Source organism: Streptomyces roseoverticillatus, assembly GCF_000719265.1.
Taxonomy (GTDB): domain Bacteria; phylum Actinomycetota; class Actinomycetes; order Streptomycetales; family Streptomycetaceae; genus Streptomyces; species Streptomyces roseoverticillatus.
The window spans coordinates 416,331-432,169 of the sequence record NZ_JOFL01000011.1; the positions used below are offsets into that span (position 1 = coordinate 416,331).

A 15,839-nucleotide genomic window follows, 5' to 3' on the forward strand; every position below is an offset into this window, starting at 1 on the left:
GTCAGTGGGCCTTGCGGCGGAACAGCAGGTCGTGGACCACGTGCCCCTTGTCCAGGCCCTGGCCCTCGAACCGCGTCAGCGGACGGAACTCCGGCCGCGGCGCGAAGCCCCCGTCGGCCTGGGTGTTCTCGAAGTCCGGCGCCGCGGAGAGCACCTCCAGCATCTGCTCCGCGTACGGCTCCCAGTCCGTCGCGCAGTGCAGCAGGGCGCCCGGGGCCAAGCGCGTGGCCGCCAGGGCCAGGAACTCCGGCTGGATCAGCCGGCGCTTGTGGTGCCGCTTCTTGGGCCACGGATCCGGGAAGTAGACGCGCAGGCCCGCGAGGGAGTCCGGGGCGAGCATCTCGCGGAGCAGGATGATCGCGTCGCCGTTGGCGACCCGGATGTTGTCCAGGCCGTTCCGCTCGGCCAGGCCGAGGAGATTGCCCTGGCCGGGGGTGTGCACGTCGCAGGCGAGGATGCCCGTGCCCGGGTCGGCCGCCGCCATCTTGGCCGTGGCCTCGCCCATGCCGAAGCCGATCTCCAGCACGACGGGCAACCCGGGGTCGCCGAAGAGCTCGCCGAGATCCAGCTTGCTCAGGCCGTCGATGTCGAGGCCCCACTGGGGCCACAGGCGCCGCAGGGCCTCACCCTGGCCGGTCGTGACCCGGCTGCGGCGCGGCTGGAAGGAGCGGATGCGCCGCTCGTGGTGCGAGCCCGCCGGGTCCGGCGCCGGACCGTCGGGGAACATCGGCTCGCGGCGGCGCCCCTGCTGCGCAGGGACCGGTGCCGCGGCAGCGTCGGCGGCCGGAGCGGGGGCTGAGGGGGATGCGTGGTTCTCGGACACAGTTCTTCAATTCTACGGGCGTGCCTGCAGGCGCTCGGGAATTGCTCACGAGGCTCCGGTCTCTGCAGGTCAGAGGGCATCCATCGCCCGCAGGGCCCGCCGCGCCACCTCCCGCCCGATCGGCAGCGCGGCCGTCGCCGCCGGCGAGGGCGCGTTCAGCACGTGCACCATCCGCGGCGACTCGGCGAACAGGAAGTCGTCCACGAGCGTGCCGTCCCGCAGCACCGCCTGCGCCCGCACCCCCGACGGCGCCGGTATCAGGTCCGCCGCCGTCAGCTCCGGCAGCAGCCGCCGCGCTGCCTCCGTGAAGGCGCGCTTGGACAGCGAGCGCCGCACCTCTCCCGCGCCGTACCGCCAGTGGCGGCGGGCGAGCTGCCAGGAGCCGGGCCAGCCCACCGTCTCCGCCAGCTCGCCGGGGCGCACCGTCAGCCGGCCGTAGCCCTCGCGGGCGAACGCCGGGACCGCGTTCGGCCCCAGGTGGACCGTGCCGTCGATGCCTCGCGTGAGGTGGACGCCCAGGAACGGGAACGCCGGGTCCGGCACCGGGTAGACCAGGCCGCGCACCAGCTCCGTACGCCCCGGGGCCAGCTCGAAGTACTCCCCGCGGAAGGGGACGATCCGCACGCCGGGGTCGTCGCCCGCGAGCCGCGCGACGCGGTCGCTGTGCAGACCCGCGCAATTGACCAGCGCGCGGGCGCGCAGCACCTCGCCGAGCCCCGTGCGCACCGCGACCGCCGCACCGCGCCGCCCGATCGCGCGCGCCTCCGCCCCGTACCGCACGAAGGCCCCCGCATCCTCCGCCAGACGGGCCAGGCAGCGTGCCACCGCGCCGTAGTCGCACACGCCCGTCGAGCCGACGTGGATGGCCCCCGTGCCGCGGACGTGCGGCTCGTACTCGGCTATCTGGGCGGGGCCGAGCTCGCGCACCGGCACGCCGTTCTCCCGGCCGCGCTGGACGAGGGCGTGCAGCCGGGGCAGCTCCGCCTGGTCCGTGGCCACGATCAGCTTGCCGCTGACCTCGTGCGGCAGGTCGTGCTCGGCGCAGAACTTCACCATCTCCGCCGCGCCCCGCACCGCGAACCGCGCCTTGAACGATCCCGGGCGGTAGTAGATCCCGCTGTGGATCACTCCGCTGTTGCGCCCGGTCTGGTGCAGCGCGGGCCCCGGCTCCTTCTCCAGCACCACGACGCGCGTCCCCGGCCGGGCGCGCGTGATCGCATACGCCGTCGACAGGCCCACGATGCCGCCGCCGACCACCAGCACATCGCAGTCGTACGCCCTCACCACGTCACCTCCCCGCGCCTGCCGGCACACCCGCGACCGGGCATCCGGGACCCCTCGGCGCCTCACCCACGCCCCCATCATGACCTGCGCCACTGACATCCGGTCGAAACCCGGGTCTGACATCGGACAGACCCGGGTCATGCATCGGACAGATCCAGGTCAGGTGTCGGACAGGGGGGACGCGGATCAGGGAGTGATCACGCGCTCACATCGGGATCCCCTTACGCCGGGAGCGCCGGGAGCCCCGCCGGGAGCACCAGCAGCGCCGGGAGCACCCTCACACCGGGAGCCCCCGCCGGGGACGCCGGAAGCGCCCGAAACGCCAAGAGCGCCGCCAGCCACCCTCACGCCAGCGACACCAGCAGCGGCCGCGCCCTCTCCCGCAGCTCCACCACCCGCGGCTCGTCCCCGTACGGCTCCAGCCGGTGCAGCAGATCGCGGACGTACTCCGTGGTGCGCGCCGAGGAGATCCGGCCCGCGACCTCCACGGCCCGCGTGCCGGCCGCGCAGGCCGCGTCCAGATTGCCGGACTCCAGCTCGGCCACGGCGGACACCACGAGCCGCAGCCCGTGCGAGCGGACGAACTCCTCCGTCGGGCGGGCCAGCGCCTGCTCAGTGAAGCGCTGCACCTGCCGGGGCATGCGCAGGTCGCGGTAGCACTCGGCGGCATCCGCGGCGAACCGCTCGTGGGTGTAGAAGTCGAGCCAGGACGGGTCCGGATCGCCCGTACGGGCCCGCTCCAGCCAGCCCTCGGCGGCCTTCAGCGCGGCACCGCACGCGGGTGCGTCCCCGGCCTTGGCCTGGGCACGGGCCTCGACCAGGCGGAAGAAGCTCATGGTGCGGGCGGTGGCCAGGCCGCGGTTGCGCTCGAGGGCGGCCTGGGCCAGGTCGACGCCCTCGTCGGCGAAGCCGCGGTACGTGGCCTGCAGGCTCATCGAGGCCAGAACGTAGCCGCCCAGCGGCACGTCGGCGGCCGCGCGGGCGAGCCGCAGGGCCTGGATGTAGTAGCGCTGCGCGGCCTCCTGCTGGCCGGTGTCGAAGGCCATCCAGCCGGCCAGCCGGGTCAGCTCCGCGGTGGCGCCGAAGAGCGAGCGGCCCACCTCGTCGCTGTACGAGCCGAGCAGCAGGGGCGCCGCGTCGACCCGCAGGCACTCGGGGACCATCGACGAACGCCAGTCGCCCCCGCCGTACTTGGAGTCCCAGCGGCGCGCGTCCTCCGCGGCCTCCCGCAGCTTGCTGACGTCACTGTGGCCCACGCGCTGCGGTATGGCGCCCTCCGGGCCGCCGCCGCCCTCGGCCTCACCGGCCGCCGTGTGGGCCTCGCGCGCGACCGAGCTGTCGGCGGGGGTTATCAGCCACCGGGAGGCGGGCGTGGCGTAGGCGCTGACGGAGAAGGATCCGGCCAGGCTCTGCCAGATGCCGCCGCCCCCTCGCCGACCGGCGAGATCCAGCCTGTACAGCTCGGTCGCGGAGCGCACGGCCTGGCCGACATCGCGCGGAAAGGAGAGCCCCACTTCGGGCGCCGGATCCGCGTCCGCGAGGCCGATCTCGTGCAGCGGTACGGGCCGGCCGAGCTTGCCGGCGATCGCCGCGGCGATCAGATGGGGCGCCGCTCCCTGGGGCACCATGCCTTTGGAGACCCAGCGCGCGACGGACGTCTTGTCATAGCGAAGCGTCAATCCGCGCTGCGCACCGAGGTCGTTGACCCTGCGCGCGAGACCGGCGTTGCTGATCCCGGCGAGGGCGAGGACGGTGCCGAGCTTCTCGTTCGGCCCGCGTGGCTCCCTGGACATGCGCACCCCTCGACGACGCGACGCCCGCCCCGGCATAGGCGCGGGGCATTCGTAAACCCAGCGTAGTTCCCCGCATCCCGACCGTTAAGAGGTGGTGTCCCGGATGGCGAGATTCTGGTCCGTGCGGACGTGCACCGAGGGGCACGTGCTCCGGTTGTGTGTGGCTGTGCGCCCGCCGTGCGCTCTGTCCGCGCCATCAAGGGAGCGCTTCCATGGGAGTTGCGTGGGTTGGCCCGCTGCACTGGATCCAGTGGGCTGGGGGAAGCCGCCGCCTCATTCCCCGCGGGCGGCGGACCGGTCCGGGAGGCGGCTGACCGCCTCCCGGACCGTGACGCGTGGGTCGAAGCACCGGGCGAGTGCGCCCCCATGGCCGCACCGCCCCGAGTTTGGCCGGATACCGCCGCCCTGAAGGCGGCCCGCGGCCCTCCGGGAGCGGGTTCTTGGCGCGCCGCACGCGCGCGTGGGCATTCCACGCCTCCGTACGTGACAGCATGGCGGTCGCGTGCAACGGCTGCGTGCATACGGCTTGACGTCGCGCCACTTCGCCCCGCATTCACGCGAGTTGGGGTGAAAGACGCGACCGGTGTGTTGCCTCTTTCGTGGTGGTCTTGTTGTGGCAACCGGTGGCCTCCTGTGCATGATGACTGCGGATGGCGGCGCTTGATGGCCGTCCAGTCGGTGTTCGCGGTGCTCGGTCGGTTGTCCACGTCGGTTGTCCACAGCCTGTGGAGGCGTCATGCGCTGGGTGGTGGGGTGGAGCAGCACCACCTCGGGGACCGTGCGACAACGTGCCGCACCCCCCGGCGCCTACGGCGGTCACGACGACTACGACGCCCCGACCGTCCACCCCGTCGGCGCCCAGCTCCTGTGGGGCGACCCCGCCCCCCTCTGGGCCGTCGGCGACTGGCGCCCCGACGAGGTCCGCGTCGTCCGCCTCGACCCCCTCACCCGCCTCGCCGTCCTCGGCCGCTGCGGCGCCGGCGACGAGCAGCTGCGCACCGGGCTCGTCGCCGCCCGCGGAGGCGCCCTGCGGCACCTCACCGCCTGGCCCGGCAGCTACACCGCCGTCGCCCAGGTGGGCCGCCGCACCACCGTCGCGGGCGACCTGGCCGGCGCCCGGCCCGTCTTCCACACCGCCTGGGCCGGCGGCACCGCCTACGCCACCGCCGCCCTGCCCCTCGCCGACCTCATCGAGGCCCAGCTCGACATCGGCCACCTCGCCGCCCTCCTCGCCTGCCCCGACTCCCCGGAGGCCCTCGCCGACGGCACGCCCTACAAGGGCGTACGCCGCGTGCCGCCCGGGCACGCCCTCGTCCTGCGCGACGGCGCCCGCGACATCACCGGTTACGAGCCGACGGCGTCGCTCGCCGTCTCCGCCGCCCAGCTCCCGCCCGACCAGGCCGTCGAGGGCATAAGGAACGCGCTCGTCGAAGCCGTCCGCACCCGCCTCGCCGCCCCCCGGCACGCCCCCGACCCCGGTCCCGGCGGCCTCGACCCCGGCCCCGTGCCCGGCATGGGCCCCGCCCACCGCCGCGCCGCCCGCGGCGGCCCCGCCCCCGGCGTCGGCGCCGACCTCTCCGGAGGCAGCGCCTCCGCCACGCTGGCGCTGCTCGCCGCCGGCCTGCCCGGCCTGCCCGGCACCCCCCTCGGCCACGGCACCGGCGGACGGCTGCTCGCCGTCACCTTCAACGACCTCGTCACCGACGACAGCCGCGTCCGCCAGGCCGAACTCGAACGGGCCCACGCCATCGCCGCCAACCCCCGGCTGCGCCACATCGTCGTCGCCGCGGGCGAGGAGGCCCTGCCCTACGCGGACCTCGCCGGCGGCCCCCTGACCGACGAACCGGGCCCCTCTCTCGTCACCGCCGAACGCCACCGGCACCGGCTCGCGGCGGGCGGCGCGGACCACCTCGTCGGACACGGCGCCCGCCAGGTCCTCGACGCCCATCCGGCGCGCCTCGCCGACCTCCTGATGGACCGCCGCCGACGCCACCTGCTGCGGCCCGTCTCGGCGCTCGCCCGCGCCGACAGGACCTCCGCACAGGCCCTCGTCATCCCCTTCACCGTCTACCGGGCGGCCCGCCGGCTGGCCCGCACGTCCTACCGGGAAGGCCTCGAAGCCGCCGCCGGACAGCTACGGGCCACGGCCTTCCCCGTCGTGGACGACACCCCGGGCGCGGCCGTCCCCGCGGGTGTGGGCGGTGCCGTCGACGCCTCCCTCGCCGCCCTCACCTGGTGCCGCCCCGGGCCGGCCGCCCGCTGGCTCACGGGTGAGGCTCTGGCCGAAGTATCGGTTCGTCTGCAGGCCGCGGCCGTCCGCCCCCAAGGCCTCGCGCAACGCCCCGGGGAGCGCCGCGCGGCCGCCGCCCTCGCCCGGCACGCCGCCGACCACCGCATCCTCGAACAGGCCGCCGAGGTCCGCAGCCAGCGCCTCCACGCCCCCTTCCTCGACAACGAGGTCGTACGGGCCTGCCGCGCCCTCCCCGAGGCGCTCCGGGTGCAGCCGGGAGCGCGCGCCGCGGTCCTGCGCGCCGTCCTCGCCGGGGCGGGCGTGCGCGACCTGCCCCCGGGCTGGGGCGCCACGTCGCACGCGGCGCACGCGGCAGCCGTACGGGCGGGGCTGCGGGCCTCCGCCGGCCCGCTGCTGGAGCTCTTCGAGGCCCCGCTGCTCGCCGACGCCGGTCTCGTGGAGGCCCGCGTCGTCCGGGCGGCGCGTGGGGGCGGGGCGGGGGGCGGCGCGGGGGGGGGGGGGGGGGGGGAGGGGGGGGAGGGGGGGTACCGGGCCCGGTGGCGTGACGGGACTCAGGAGGGACGCCTCGGGGACGCCTCGGGGCTCCTGTCCGCTATCCGCAGGAGATCCACGAGCGCGCCCAGTCCGACACCGCCGTCCACCCCATGCCGCGCCGCGGCTGCACCGACAGCCGGATCGTGCGGTGGCCGGAGAGCGGCACGTACACCGGCACCGCCGGCTCCCCGCCCTGCACCACGCCGGAACGCCACAGAGGCACCCCGTCGCCGTAGACGGAGAACTGCGCGGCACCGAGCCCCATCGACATGTCGTCGACGCCCACGAGGGCGCTGAAGGCCGTACAGGGCCGGTTCAGCTCGATGGTGACGGCCGAGGGCGCGTGCACGCTCACGCCGTTCCCGTACGTGACACCGCCGACCCGCAGGCCGTACCGCTGCCACAGCCAGCTGTGCGCACCCAACAGCACCTCCGGCCTCGTACCGTCGCCGGCGCCCGCGTACGCGAGCTGGTTGAGCTGGTAGACGGCGGGCGGCCGGGGCGGGGGCGACGGGGTGGGCGAAGGCGAGGGGGACGGGGACGGAGAGGGCGTGGGCGTGGGCCGGTGGACGGTCGGCGCGGGAGGCGGCGACGGCTTCGGCCGCGGCTTCGGCAGGGCGGCACGGACCGGGACCACGGGTGCCGCATCGGCGGAACGGGTCTGCGCCGCGACGGGTGCCTTCGCCCTCGGCGTCGGCATCGAGGGCACTGGCGTGGGCGTCGGTGACGGGCCGGGGGAGTGGCTCCGCTGCGGCGCGGGTGTCGGCGCGGGCGCCACCGGAGCTTTGGGGGCCTCGGCCTGCGGCGCCCGGTCCGGCGCGGACGAGAGCCCGATCAGGGCGTACGCGGCGGCAGCTCCGGCCGCGGCCACCATGCCGCCGATGACGCCGATCTTCGCGGGCGCCCCCAGGCCATGGCTCGCGGCAGTACTGCCGGAGCCGCCGGCCCCACTGCCGGCGCTCCCGCCGGACGCACCGGCCCCGGAGCTCGCCCCCGCCCCCGTACCACCGGCCCCGGCAGCCCCACCGCTCGCAGCGGCGACCCCCGCCCCCGCCGCCGTACCGGCTCCGGCCGCCCCCGCCGCCAGGCCCGCGGCCGCCTTGGCCGAGAACCCGGCCGCGAACCAGCCGATGACCGCCACCGGCAGCAGCGCCCGCAGCCGCTCATTGACATCCGCGACCTCCAGCGCCGCCGTACGGCACCGCGCGCAGCTCTCCAGATGCCTGCGCAGGCCCCGCTCGGCCCGCAGCCGCAGCCCGCCCCGGGCATACGCGCCGAGCCGGTCCGCATAGCGCGCGCAGTCCCCGCCGGTCGTCAGCGCTGAGTTCACATGGGCCTGCAGATACGCCTGTTTGAGGCCCTCGCGCGCCCGGTGAGCCAGCACCGCCGTCGCATTGGCCGTCAGCCCCAGCAGCGGCGCGACCTCGCTCGGCGACTCCTCCTCGACCGTGGTGTGCCACAGCACCGTCTGCCACCGCGGCGGCAGACTGCGGAACGCCTTCACGGCCAGGGAGTGCTCGGCCTCCTGCATGGCCAGCACATCCGCGCCCAGGCCGAGCGCGTCACCGTCCCCCGCACCGGCCGGCAGCCGCTCGGCCGACGAGGCGAACTCCGCGAAGTCCTCGACGAGCTGCTCCCGTTTGGCGCTCTTCCCCCACGAGGCCGCGACCCGCCGCACCGTGGTGAGCAGATAGGCGCGCACCGACGACTCCGGCCCCGCGCCGCCCCGCACTGCCTGCAGGGTGCTCGCGAAGACCTCGTTGGTGAGGTCATCCGCGGTGTGGTCGTCGCGGCAGCAGCTACGGGCGTAGCGGCGGACCGCGGGGGCGTGACGGCGGTAGAGCTCCTCGTACGCATCGCTCTCGCCGGCCCGCATCCGGGCTACCAGCTGGATGTCCGTCAGGGGTGCGTCGGCGTCGGCATCCGTCCTGCGGTGCTTGCGCCGACGCTGTCCCGGCACAACAGGTATGGCGGGACGCCCCTCACCGGAGGGCCGGGGCGAGGACGGTCTGTCCGCGTTCTCGCTCCCGCTCGGTTCTTCCTGCCCGTCAACACCCATAGCGCAGGCCCCTGTACATGCCGGCACACCCGAACACCGGGACAGCGTGGCACAGCAGTGGCCGTCACCAGCGCGCGATGGGCAGCAACCACTCGTCCGGGGCGACTTCTGTCGCATGGAGCACTGGACATCACCCGAACGGGGAAGGATTTCCGGATGCGCCCGGACGGCCTGCAGAGCCGTACCGGGCGCGCCCGTGACAGAAACGAGCTACAGGAAGCGAGCCGCGTAAGAGCACTGCCGGCAGCGCGCTTACGCGGGTGCCTACACGGGTGCGCTGCCGAAGCGAGCCGCGGCAGCGCACCCCGGGACGCCTACTCGGACGGCCGCGACCGCAGCCCCTCCAGCAGGATGTCCAGCAGCCGCGAGGACGCCGCCGCCTGCTGCACCGCATCCGGCAGCGACGGCGCGGCCGTCGCTATCACCAGCAGCACATCGGCCACCGTCACATCCGGCCGCAGCTGGCCCGCCGCCCGCGCCCGCTCCACGAGCCGCCCGACGACCTCCAGGAGCGCCGCGGCGCCCGCGTCGTGCCGCTCGGCAGCCGGAGCCGGCCGGTGCTCGACCAGCCGCAGCTCGTGCAGCTGGCCACCCGTGACGCCCGGCTGCCGCTGCTGCGGCACACGCGCCTCGATCTCCTCCGCGTCCACGTCGACGCCGACCCGCAGCACCTGCGGCGGCAGCAGCCGGCCCGCGCCGGACGCCACCGACGTGCGCAGGAAGCGCGAGAGCGCCGACCACGGCTCGTCCTCCTGCCCGAGCGCCGTGCGCGCCTGCTCGGTCAGCCGGGCGGTCTCCTCCTCGGCTATCCGCCGGACGAGGACGTCCTTGCTGGGGAAGCGGCGGTAGACCGTCCCCACGCCGACGCGGGCGCGACGCGCCACGTCCTCCATCGGCGCGCCGTAGCCCAGCTCGCCGAAGACCTCGCGGGCAGCACGCAGTACGTGCTCGAGATTGCGCTGGGCGTCCACGCGCAACGGCGTGCTGCGGCCACCGCCCGCCTCTGACGACGCGACAGCGGTCGACCAATGAGAGCCCTGCATATGCATATGTGTTCCCCCGGTTATGACGTCTCCCCCCGGAGACTCCCCGCCCTGACTGCCGAGGCACGTCTCTGACACCCCGACGGAGTACGAACATAGTTGAGCCCAGGTCAAGAAAGAAGGGGTAGTTCCGCACCGGGCATCCCCGATTGGAGTACATCCCCCCTCCGCACCGATTCTGCACCACCCCACAACCCCGCCGCATCCACCCTGACCTGCGCACCTGTCTCTCGAACCGATGCGCCCCCGATGGAGGGATCAGCTCCGCAGCCGGTCATGCATTTCGCACGGCCTGTGGACAAACTCCGGCCGGGGGTGCGTCATGGGGAAGGAGCTGTGCTCGCGGACCTCGACGACTGAGGAGTGGCCTTGGCGAAGGAACCGGCGCGCATTCTGGTGGTCGGCGGCGGCTATGTCGGGATGTACACCGCCCTGCGCCTGCAGCGGAAGCTCAGGCGCGGCGAGGCGACCGTCATCGTGATCGACCCCGAGCCGTACATGACGTACCAGCCCTTCCTCCCCGAGGCCGCGGCCGGCTCCATCTCGCCCCGCCACGTGGTCGTCCCCCTGCGCCGCACGCTAGACAAGTGCCAGGTCGTCATCGGCGAGGTCAGGTCCATCGACCACGCCAAGCGCGCCGCCGCCATCAACACCCTCGCCACGCACGAAGAGGGCACCGGCGCCGTCCAGATCCGTTACGACGAGCTGATCCTCGCGCCCGGCTCCGTCTCGCGCACGCTGCCCGTCCCCGGCCTCGCCGAGTACGGCATCGGCTTCAAGACCGTCGAGGAGGCCATCGGCCTGCGCAACCACGTCCTCGAACAGATGGACATCGCCTCCTCCACCCGCGACCCCGCCGTCCGCGACGCGGCCCTGACCTTCGTCTTCGTCGGCGGCGGCTACGCGGGCGTGGAGGCCCTAGCCGAACTCGAGGACATGGCCCGCTATGCCGCCCGGTACTACCACAACCTCGAACCCGAGGACCTGCGGTTCGTCCTCGTCGAGGCCACCGGTCGGATCCTCCCCGAAGTGGGCGAGGAGATGGGCCGCTACGCACTGCGTGAGCTGCGCGGGCGCAACATCGACATCCGCCTGGACACCCGCCTCGACTCCTGCGCGGACCGCGTCGCCGTCCTCAGCGACGGCTCGCGCTTCCCCACGCGAACCCTCGTCTGGACCGCGGGAGTCAAGGCCCACCCGGTGCTCGCCGCCACCGACCTCCCCCTCAACGGCCGCGGCCGCCTCAAGTGCACGGCGGCCCTCACCGTGGACGGCGTGGAACACGCCTGGGGCGCGGGCGACGCGGCGGCCGTCCCCGACCTCACCTCGGACGACCCCGGCGCCGTGTGCGCGCCCAACGCCCAGCACGCCGTCCGCCAGACCAAGGTCCTCGCCGACAACGTGCTCGCCTCCCTGCGCGACAAGCCCCTCAAGGAGTACCGGCACAAGTACGTCGGTTCCGTGGCCTCCCTGGGCCTCCACAAGGGCGTCGCGTACCTCTACGGCAGGAAGCTCAAGGGCTACCCCGCCTGGTTCATGCACCGCGCCTACCACCTCAGCCGGATCCCCACCTTCAACCGCAAGGCCCGCGTCCTCGCCGAGTGGACCCTCACCGGCCTCTTCAAACGAGAGATCGTCTCCCTCGGCTCGCTCGAAAACCCCCGGGCCGAATTCGAACTCGCCGCAGACACGGGACGTCACCCGGAAGCGAGTTGAAGCAGGTCATGGGCCCTGTGACGGAGCCGGGAACTGCCCCGGAGAGGCCGACGCCTGACGGATGTCAGTCCGGTCGGCCACACTGGTCGTGTGACCATGGGTGGGCTCGTACCTGCGAAGAGTAACAATTACGAGGATTCGGACGTTTGCTGCATTCCCCCGGGGGCAGTCCCCCGCACCGCCAACCGCGGCCCCGCGCCGGGCACGCGGATCGGCCACGCCACGTCGCCGAGCTGGTCCGGAACGACTCCGCGAGGTAATCCTCTGTGAACTTCACCCGCTGGAGCGCCCGGCTCCCCGGCACACAGCGCCGAGCCGCGGCGCGCGCCGACCGCAAGGACCGCACCGCCGCCCCCGCACCGCCCGCGGCCGGCGGCTCCGTGCCCGCCGCCCGCGCCGAGGCCGGCCCGCCCGCGGCCCCCGCACCGGACGGCCCCGTCCCCACCCTCGACGGCCTCTCCGTCCACGACACGCTCGGCAAGGTCCCGGCCCTCGTCGCCGTCGTCTACGGCCCCGAGCACCGCGTCGCCTACGTCAACGACGCCTACGCCGCCCTCTTCGGCCCCCGCGCCCCCGGCGCCTCCGCCCGCGAAGCCCTCCCTGAGCTCACCGAGCTCGGCCTGCTCCCCCTCATGGACCAGGTCCTGCGCAGCCGTCGGCCCCGTACGGTCAAGTCCCGCCGCGTCACCGCGGACATCAACGCCGCGGTGAACATCGCCGCCCCCCGCCCCGCCCCGGGCGACAGCGCCCCCGTGGCCGACGTCCCCCACCAGGCGCCCGCCCCTGCCGCCGACGCCGAAAGCCGCCCCCGCAGCGGCTACTACACGTTCACCTGCTCCCCGATCGAAGTCGGCGCCACCGAGGCCAAGCAGCCCGGCGTCCTCGTCTTCGCCGCGGACGTCACCGACCAGGTCGAGGCCGCCGAGCGGCTGCGCGCCAGCGAGCGCCGCCAGCGCGAGGCCGCCGTCACCCTCCAGCGCAGCCTCCTCCCGCAGGAGCTCGAACAGCCCGACGACCTGCGCGTCGCCGCCACGTACCAGCCCGGCGGAAAGGACACCGCCGTAGGCGGTGACTGGTACGACGTCATCACCCTCGGCGCCGGCCGCACCGCCCTCGTCATCGGCGACGTCATGGGCCGCGGAGTGCGCGCCGCCGCCGTCATGGGCCAGCTCCGCACCGCCGTACGCGCCTACGCCCGCCTCGACCTGCCGCCCCACGAGGTCCTCCAGCTCCTCGACGGCCTCGCCGGCGAGATCGACGCCACCCAGATCGCCACCTGCATCTACGCCGTCCACGACCCCAACGAGGGCCGCCTGGTCTACGCCTCCGCCGGCCACCTGCCCATCCTCGTCCGCGACCCCGACGGCACGGTCCGCCGCGCCGCCGAACCCACCGGCCCGCCCCTCGGCACCGGCGGCTGGATGCACACCTCCGGCACCATGCCGCTGGGCCCCGGCTCCAGCGCCGTGCTCTACACGGACGGCCTCGTCGAGCGCCGTACCGAGGACATCGACGAAGGCGTCGCCGCCCTGGAGCGCGCCTTCGCCGGCGCCACCGGATCACCCCAGGTCATGTGCGACCGCCTGATCCGCGCCCTCGGCGTGACCGCCGACCACGACGACGACGTCGCCGTCCTCGTCCTCCAGCACCCCGCGCGCACCGGCCACGACGCCGAGCTCTTCCACAACGCCGCCCTGGAGCTCCTCGGCGGCATCGAGGCCGCACCCCGGGCCCGCGCCTTCGCCTCGGGCGTCCTCGTCAGCTGGCGCTTCCCGACCGAGCTGCGGGACCTGGGCGTCCTCGCCGCGAGCGAGCTCGTCGCCAATTCCCTCCAGCACGGCACACCGCCCATGCGGCTGCGCCTGCGCCGCACCGACCGCCGGCTGATCATCGAGGTCACCGACGGCGACGACCACCTCCCGCGGCGCCGCCGCGCCGAGCCGGCGGACGAGGCGGGACGCGGCATCTCGATCATCGCCACGATCGCCTCGTCCTGGGGCTCACGGCGCACGCCCGGCGGCGGGAAGGCCGTCTGGTGCGAGTTCGCCTTGCCGGCGGGGCACGGGTGACTGGTGGCTAAAGAGGAGGGGAGGGCGCCGCAGGCGCCCTCCCCTCCTCTTATATGTATGCGTGTCTCAGGCGTGTACGGCAGTGCGCTCGCTCGTCGCCTCTGTCTTCGCCGGGCGGCGCTGTGCCCGTGCCAGCAGCGGGTTGTCCTGCGCCGGGGTGAGCCGGCGGCCCAGCCGCAGCGCCAGGGTGGTGATGAGCAGGGAACACGCGATCACCATGGCGATGTACGCCACGTACAGGCCGCCACCGGCCATCAGACCGCCCACGGCCGGCCCGATCGCCAGCGCGAGCTGCTTCACGAGCGCGAACGCCGAGTTGTACTGACCGACCAGCCGGGCCGGCGCCAGGTCCGCCACCAGCGGTGCCACCGTCGGCGACAGCATCGACTCGCCGATGCCGAAGAGCGCGTACGTGGAGATCAGCAGCGCGGTCGCCACCCCGTGCGCCCCCGGAACGAGCCCCGAGACCCCCGCGGCCACCCACGCAACGGTCCAGATGACACCCACGAGCGCCATGACCCGGCTGCGCCGGTGCCCCTCGACCAGCTTGAGGACGACGAACTGCGCCAGCACGATCGCTGCGGTGTTGGCGGCGAGCGCGATGCCGAGCGTCGCCGGCGAGATGCGGGTGACCTCGACCGCGAAGGCCGCCAGACCCGACTCGAACTGTCCGTAGCAGGCGAAGAACATCACGAAGCCCAGGACGCACAGCTGCACCATGGCCCGGTCACCCAGCAGCGTCCGCCAGCCGCCCTTGGCGCCCTCGTCCGTCGGGACCGCGTCATCGACCCTGGGCGCCTTCGGCAGCCGCACGGTCGCCACGGCGACGCCCAGCACCAGGAACATCGCCGCCTCGATCGCGAAGAGCCGCACGAAGCTGTCCGGGTCCGAGGTGTCCACGAGCTGCCCGCCGAGCAGACCGCCGACGCCGAGGCCGAGGTTGTTCAGGAAGAACTGCATCGCGAACGCACGCGACCGGGTCGTCGGCGTCGAGCACCAGACGATCATCGTGGCGAGCGTCGGCTGGATCACCGCGATACCGGCACCCAGCGCCGCGGCAGCGGCGAAGACCAGCGACTCGCTGGACGCCAGCCCCATCCCCATCGACCCGACGGCGGCGGAGACCGCACCGGCGACGGCAACAGGCAGCGGACCCCGCCGGTCGATGACCCGACCGACGAAGGGCAGCACGACCAGCGCGGACACGGCGAACGTCATGAGCACCAGCCCTGCGGTGCTCGCTCCGAGATCCCGTACCTGAGACACATAGATGAACAGGAACGGGACGGTGAAGCCGTTGCCGAACGCACTCAGGGCGTTCCCCAGCTGGATCCGGCGCAGAGCTGCGCCCATCGCGGTGGTCACACTCACCTTCCTAGGTCGAGGTTGAGAGGCGGGACTGTCGAGGTCTGAAGACTTCAACAGTAAAGTTCGAAGCTAAAGAGTACATGTCGAAGGGCTTTAGCGCGAATCGGTTCGTGTCATACTGCCGGGCATGGCTGACACCCCCGGCGCCTCCGAGCCGAGCCTCGACGAACAGATCGCCGCCTATCAGCGCGAGTTCCAGGACCTCGACCCCCAGGTGGAGAAGGTCGTATCGGCGCTCAGCCGCCTCAACCGGCGGATGAACGTCGCCTACGGACGCCAGACCGCCGAGCTCGGCATCAGCAACGCCGAGTGGGAGGTCCTCAAGGCCCTCGTGCTGGCCGGCGCTCCGTACCGCCTGGGCCCCGGTGACCTCGCCAAGCGGCTCGGCCTCACCCCCGCCGCCATGACCCACCGCATCGACCGCATGGTCGCGGAGGGGCTGGTGACCCGGGAGCGCGACGAGAGCAACCGCGTCCGCGTCATCGTCGGCATCACGGAGGAAGGCCGGAGCAAGTGGCTGGAGGCCATGCGGATGGCCACCGTCTTCGAGGAGGACCTGCTCCAGGACCTCTCCGGCGAGGAGCGCGGCCGGCTCGGCGAGATGCTGACCCGGCTGCTGCGCCGGGTGGAGGACGCCCAGCCGGACGCCGGCGGACGGCTGAGCGACCTCGACTGAGCCCGACCGGGGACCCCGGCCGAGGGGCCGACGGAGGGGGCCGAACGGTCAGTTGACACTCCCCTGACGGATGGGTAGTGTTCTCCGAGTTGTCACGGAGCCATGACGGTTCTGAGACAGCCACTCGAGCCGCACCGGCGGCACTCACCACTGCACGGCCCCTGAACGGGATGAATTTCGGCGTGCCGGAATTCGGATCGGGAAGGCCCCAAGACTCCGATTA

General features: G+C 73.9%; 9 protein-coding genes and 1 pseudogene. 4 read left to right on the forward strand and 6 right to left on the reverse strand.

The window, feature by feature from the left end:
* Window position 1: 1 nt before the first annotated feature.
* The 3 genes from trmB to IF61_RS0116125 all read right to left on the reverse strand — a co-directional run bounded on the left by trmB (window position 2) and on the right by IF61_RS0116125 (window position 3,900).
* Window positions 2–823 carry a tRNA (guanosine(46)-N7)-methyltransferase TrmB gene (trmB, locus tag IF61_RS0116115; RefSeq protein ID WP_030367078.1) on the reverse strand — a complete coding sequence of 274 codons (822 nt, stop codon included), beginning with the start codon at window positions 821–823 and terminating at the stop codon, window positions 2–4.
* Between the two features lie 69 nt (window positions 824–892).
* Window positions 893–2,107 carry an L-2-hydroxyglutarate oxidase gene (gene lhgO / locus IF61_RS0116120; RefSeq protein ID WP_043189376.1) on the reverse strand — a complete coding sequence of 405 codons (1,215 nt, stop codon included), beginning with the start codon at window positions 2,105–2,107 and terminating at the stop codon, window positions 893–895.
* A gap of 344 nt (window positions 2,108–2,451) precedes the next feature.
* On the reverse strand, window positions 2,452–3,900 hold the full coding sequence (locus tag IF61_RS0116125) for an NsdA family TPR-like regulatory protein (RefSeq protein ID WP_030367080.1): 1,449 nt from the start codon (window positions 3,898–3,900) through the stop codon (window positions 2,452–2,454).
* Between the two features lie 736 nt (window positions 3,901–4,636).
* On the opposite strand from IF61_RS0116125, the pseudogene IF61_RS0116130 reads away from it, so the two are divergent.
* Window positions 4,637–6,634 (forward strand): annotated as a pseudogene (locus IF61_RS0116130) (asparagine synthase-related protein); the annotation flags it as partial.
* Between the two features lie 109 nt (window positions 6,635–6,743).
* Here the strand turns inward: IF61_RS0116130 and IF61_RS34210 are convergent.
* Together IF61_RS34210 and IF61_RS0116140 are read right to left on the reverse strand one after the other, a co-directional pair.
* Window positions 6,744–8,744, reverse strand: coding sequence for a sigma-70 family RNA polymerase sigma factor (locus IF61_RS34210; RefSeq protein WP_078660241.1), 2,001 nt, complete (start codon window positions 8,742–8,744; stop codon window positions 6,744–6,746).
* Window positions 8,745–9,058: 314 nt separating this feature from the next.
* A complete protein-coding gene (locus IF61_RS0116140; RefSeq protein WP_030367083.1) occupies window positions 9,059–9,793 on the reverse strand; it encodes a TetR/AcrR family transcriptional regulator in 735 nt (244 codons plus the stop codon).
* Window positions 9,794–10,156: 363 nt separating this feature from the next.
* Here IF61_RS0116140 and IF61_RS0116145 point away from each other — a divergent pair, with 363 nt between their 5' ends.
* Together IF61_RS0116145 and IF61_RS0116150 are read left to right on the forward strand one after the other, a co-directional pair.
* The gene (locus tag IF61_RS0116145) at window positions 10,157–11,503 is read left to right on the forward strand and encodes an NAD(P)/FAD-dependent oxidoreductase (RefSeq protein WP_043189384.1); all 1,347 of its coding nucleotides are present in this window, start codon (window positions 10,157–10,159) and stop codon (window positions 11,501–11,503) included.
* Window positions 11,504–11,769: 266 nt separating this feature from the next.
* Complete coding sequence (locus IF61_RS0116150; RefSeq protein ID WP_030367085.1) at window positions 11,770–13,572, forward strand: ATP-binding SpoIIE family protein phosphatase; 1,803 nt, start codon at window positions 11,770–11,772, stop codon at window positions 13,570–13,572.
* A gap of 66 nt (window positions 13,573–13,638) precedes the next feature.
* Here IF61_RS0116150 and IF61_RS0116155 read toward each other — a convergent pair whose 3' ends face one another.
* Entirely contained in the window at window positions 13,639–14,937 is a 1,299-nt protein-coding gene (locus IF61_RS0116155; RefSeq protein WP_030367086.1) for an MFS transporter, read from the reverse strand.
* Window positions 14,938–15,067: 130 nt separating this feature from the next.
* Between IF61_RS0116155 and IF61_RS0116160 the strand changes: the two genes are divergently transcribed.
* Window positions 15,068–15,616 (forward strand): MarR family winged helix-turn-helix transcriptional regulator, encoded by a 549-nt coding sequence (locus IF61_RS0116160; protein WP_030367087.1) that lies wholly within the window; start codon window positions 15,068–15,070, stop codon window positions 15,614–15,616.
* The last annotated feature ends 223 nt before the right edge of the window (window positions 15,617–15,839 follow it).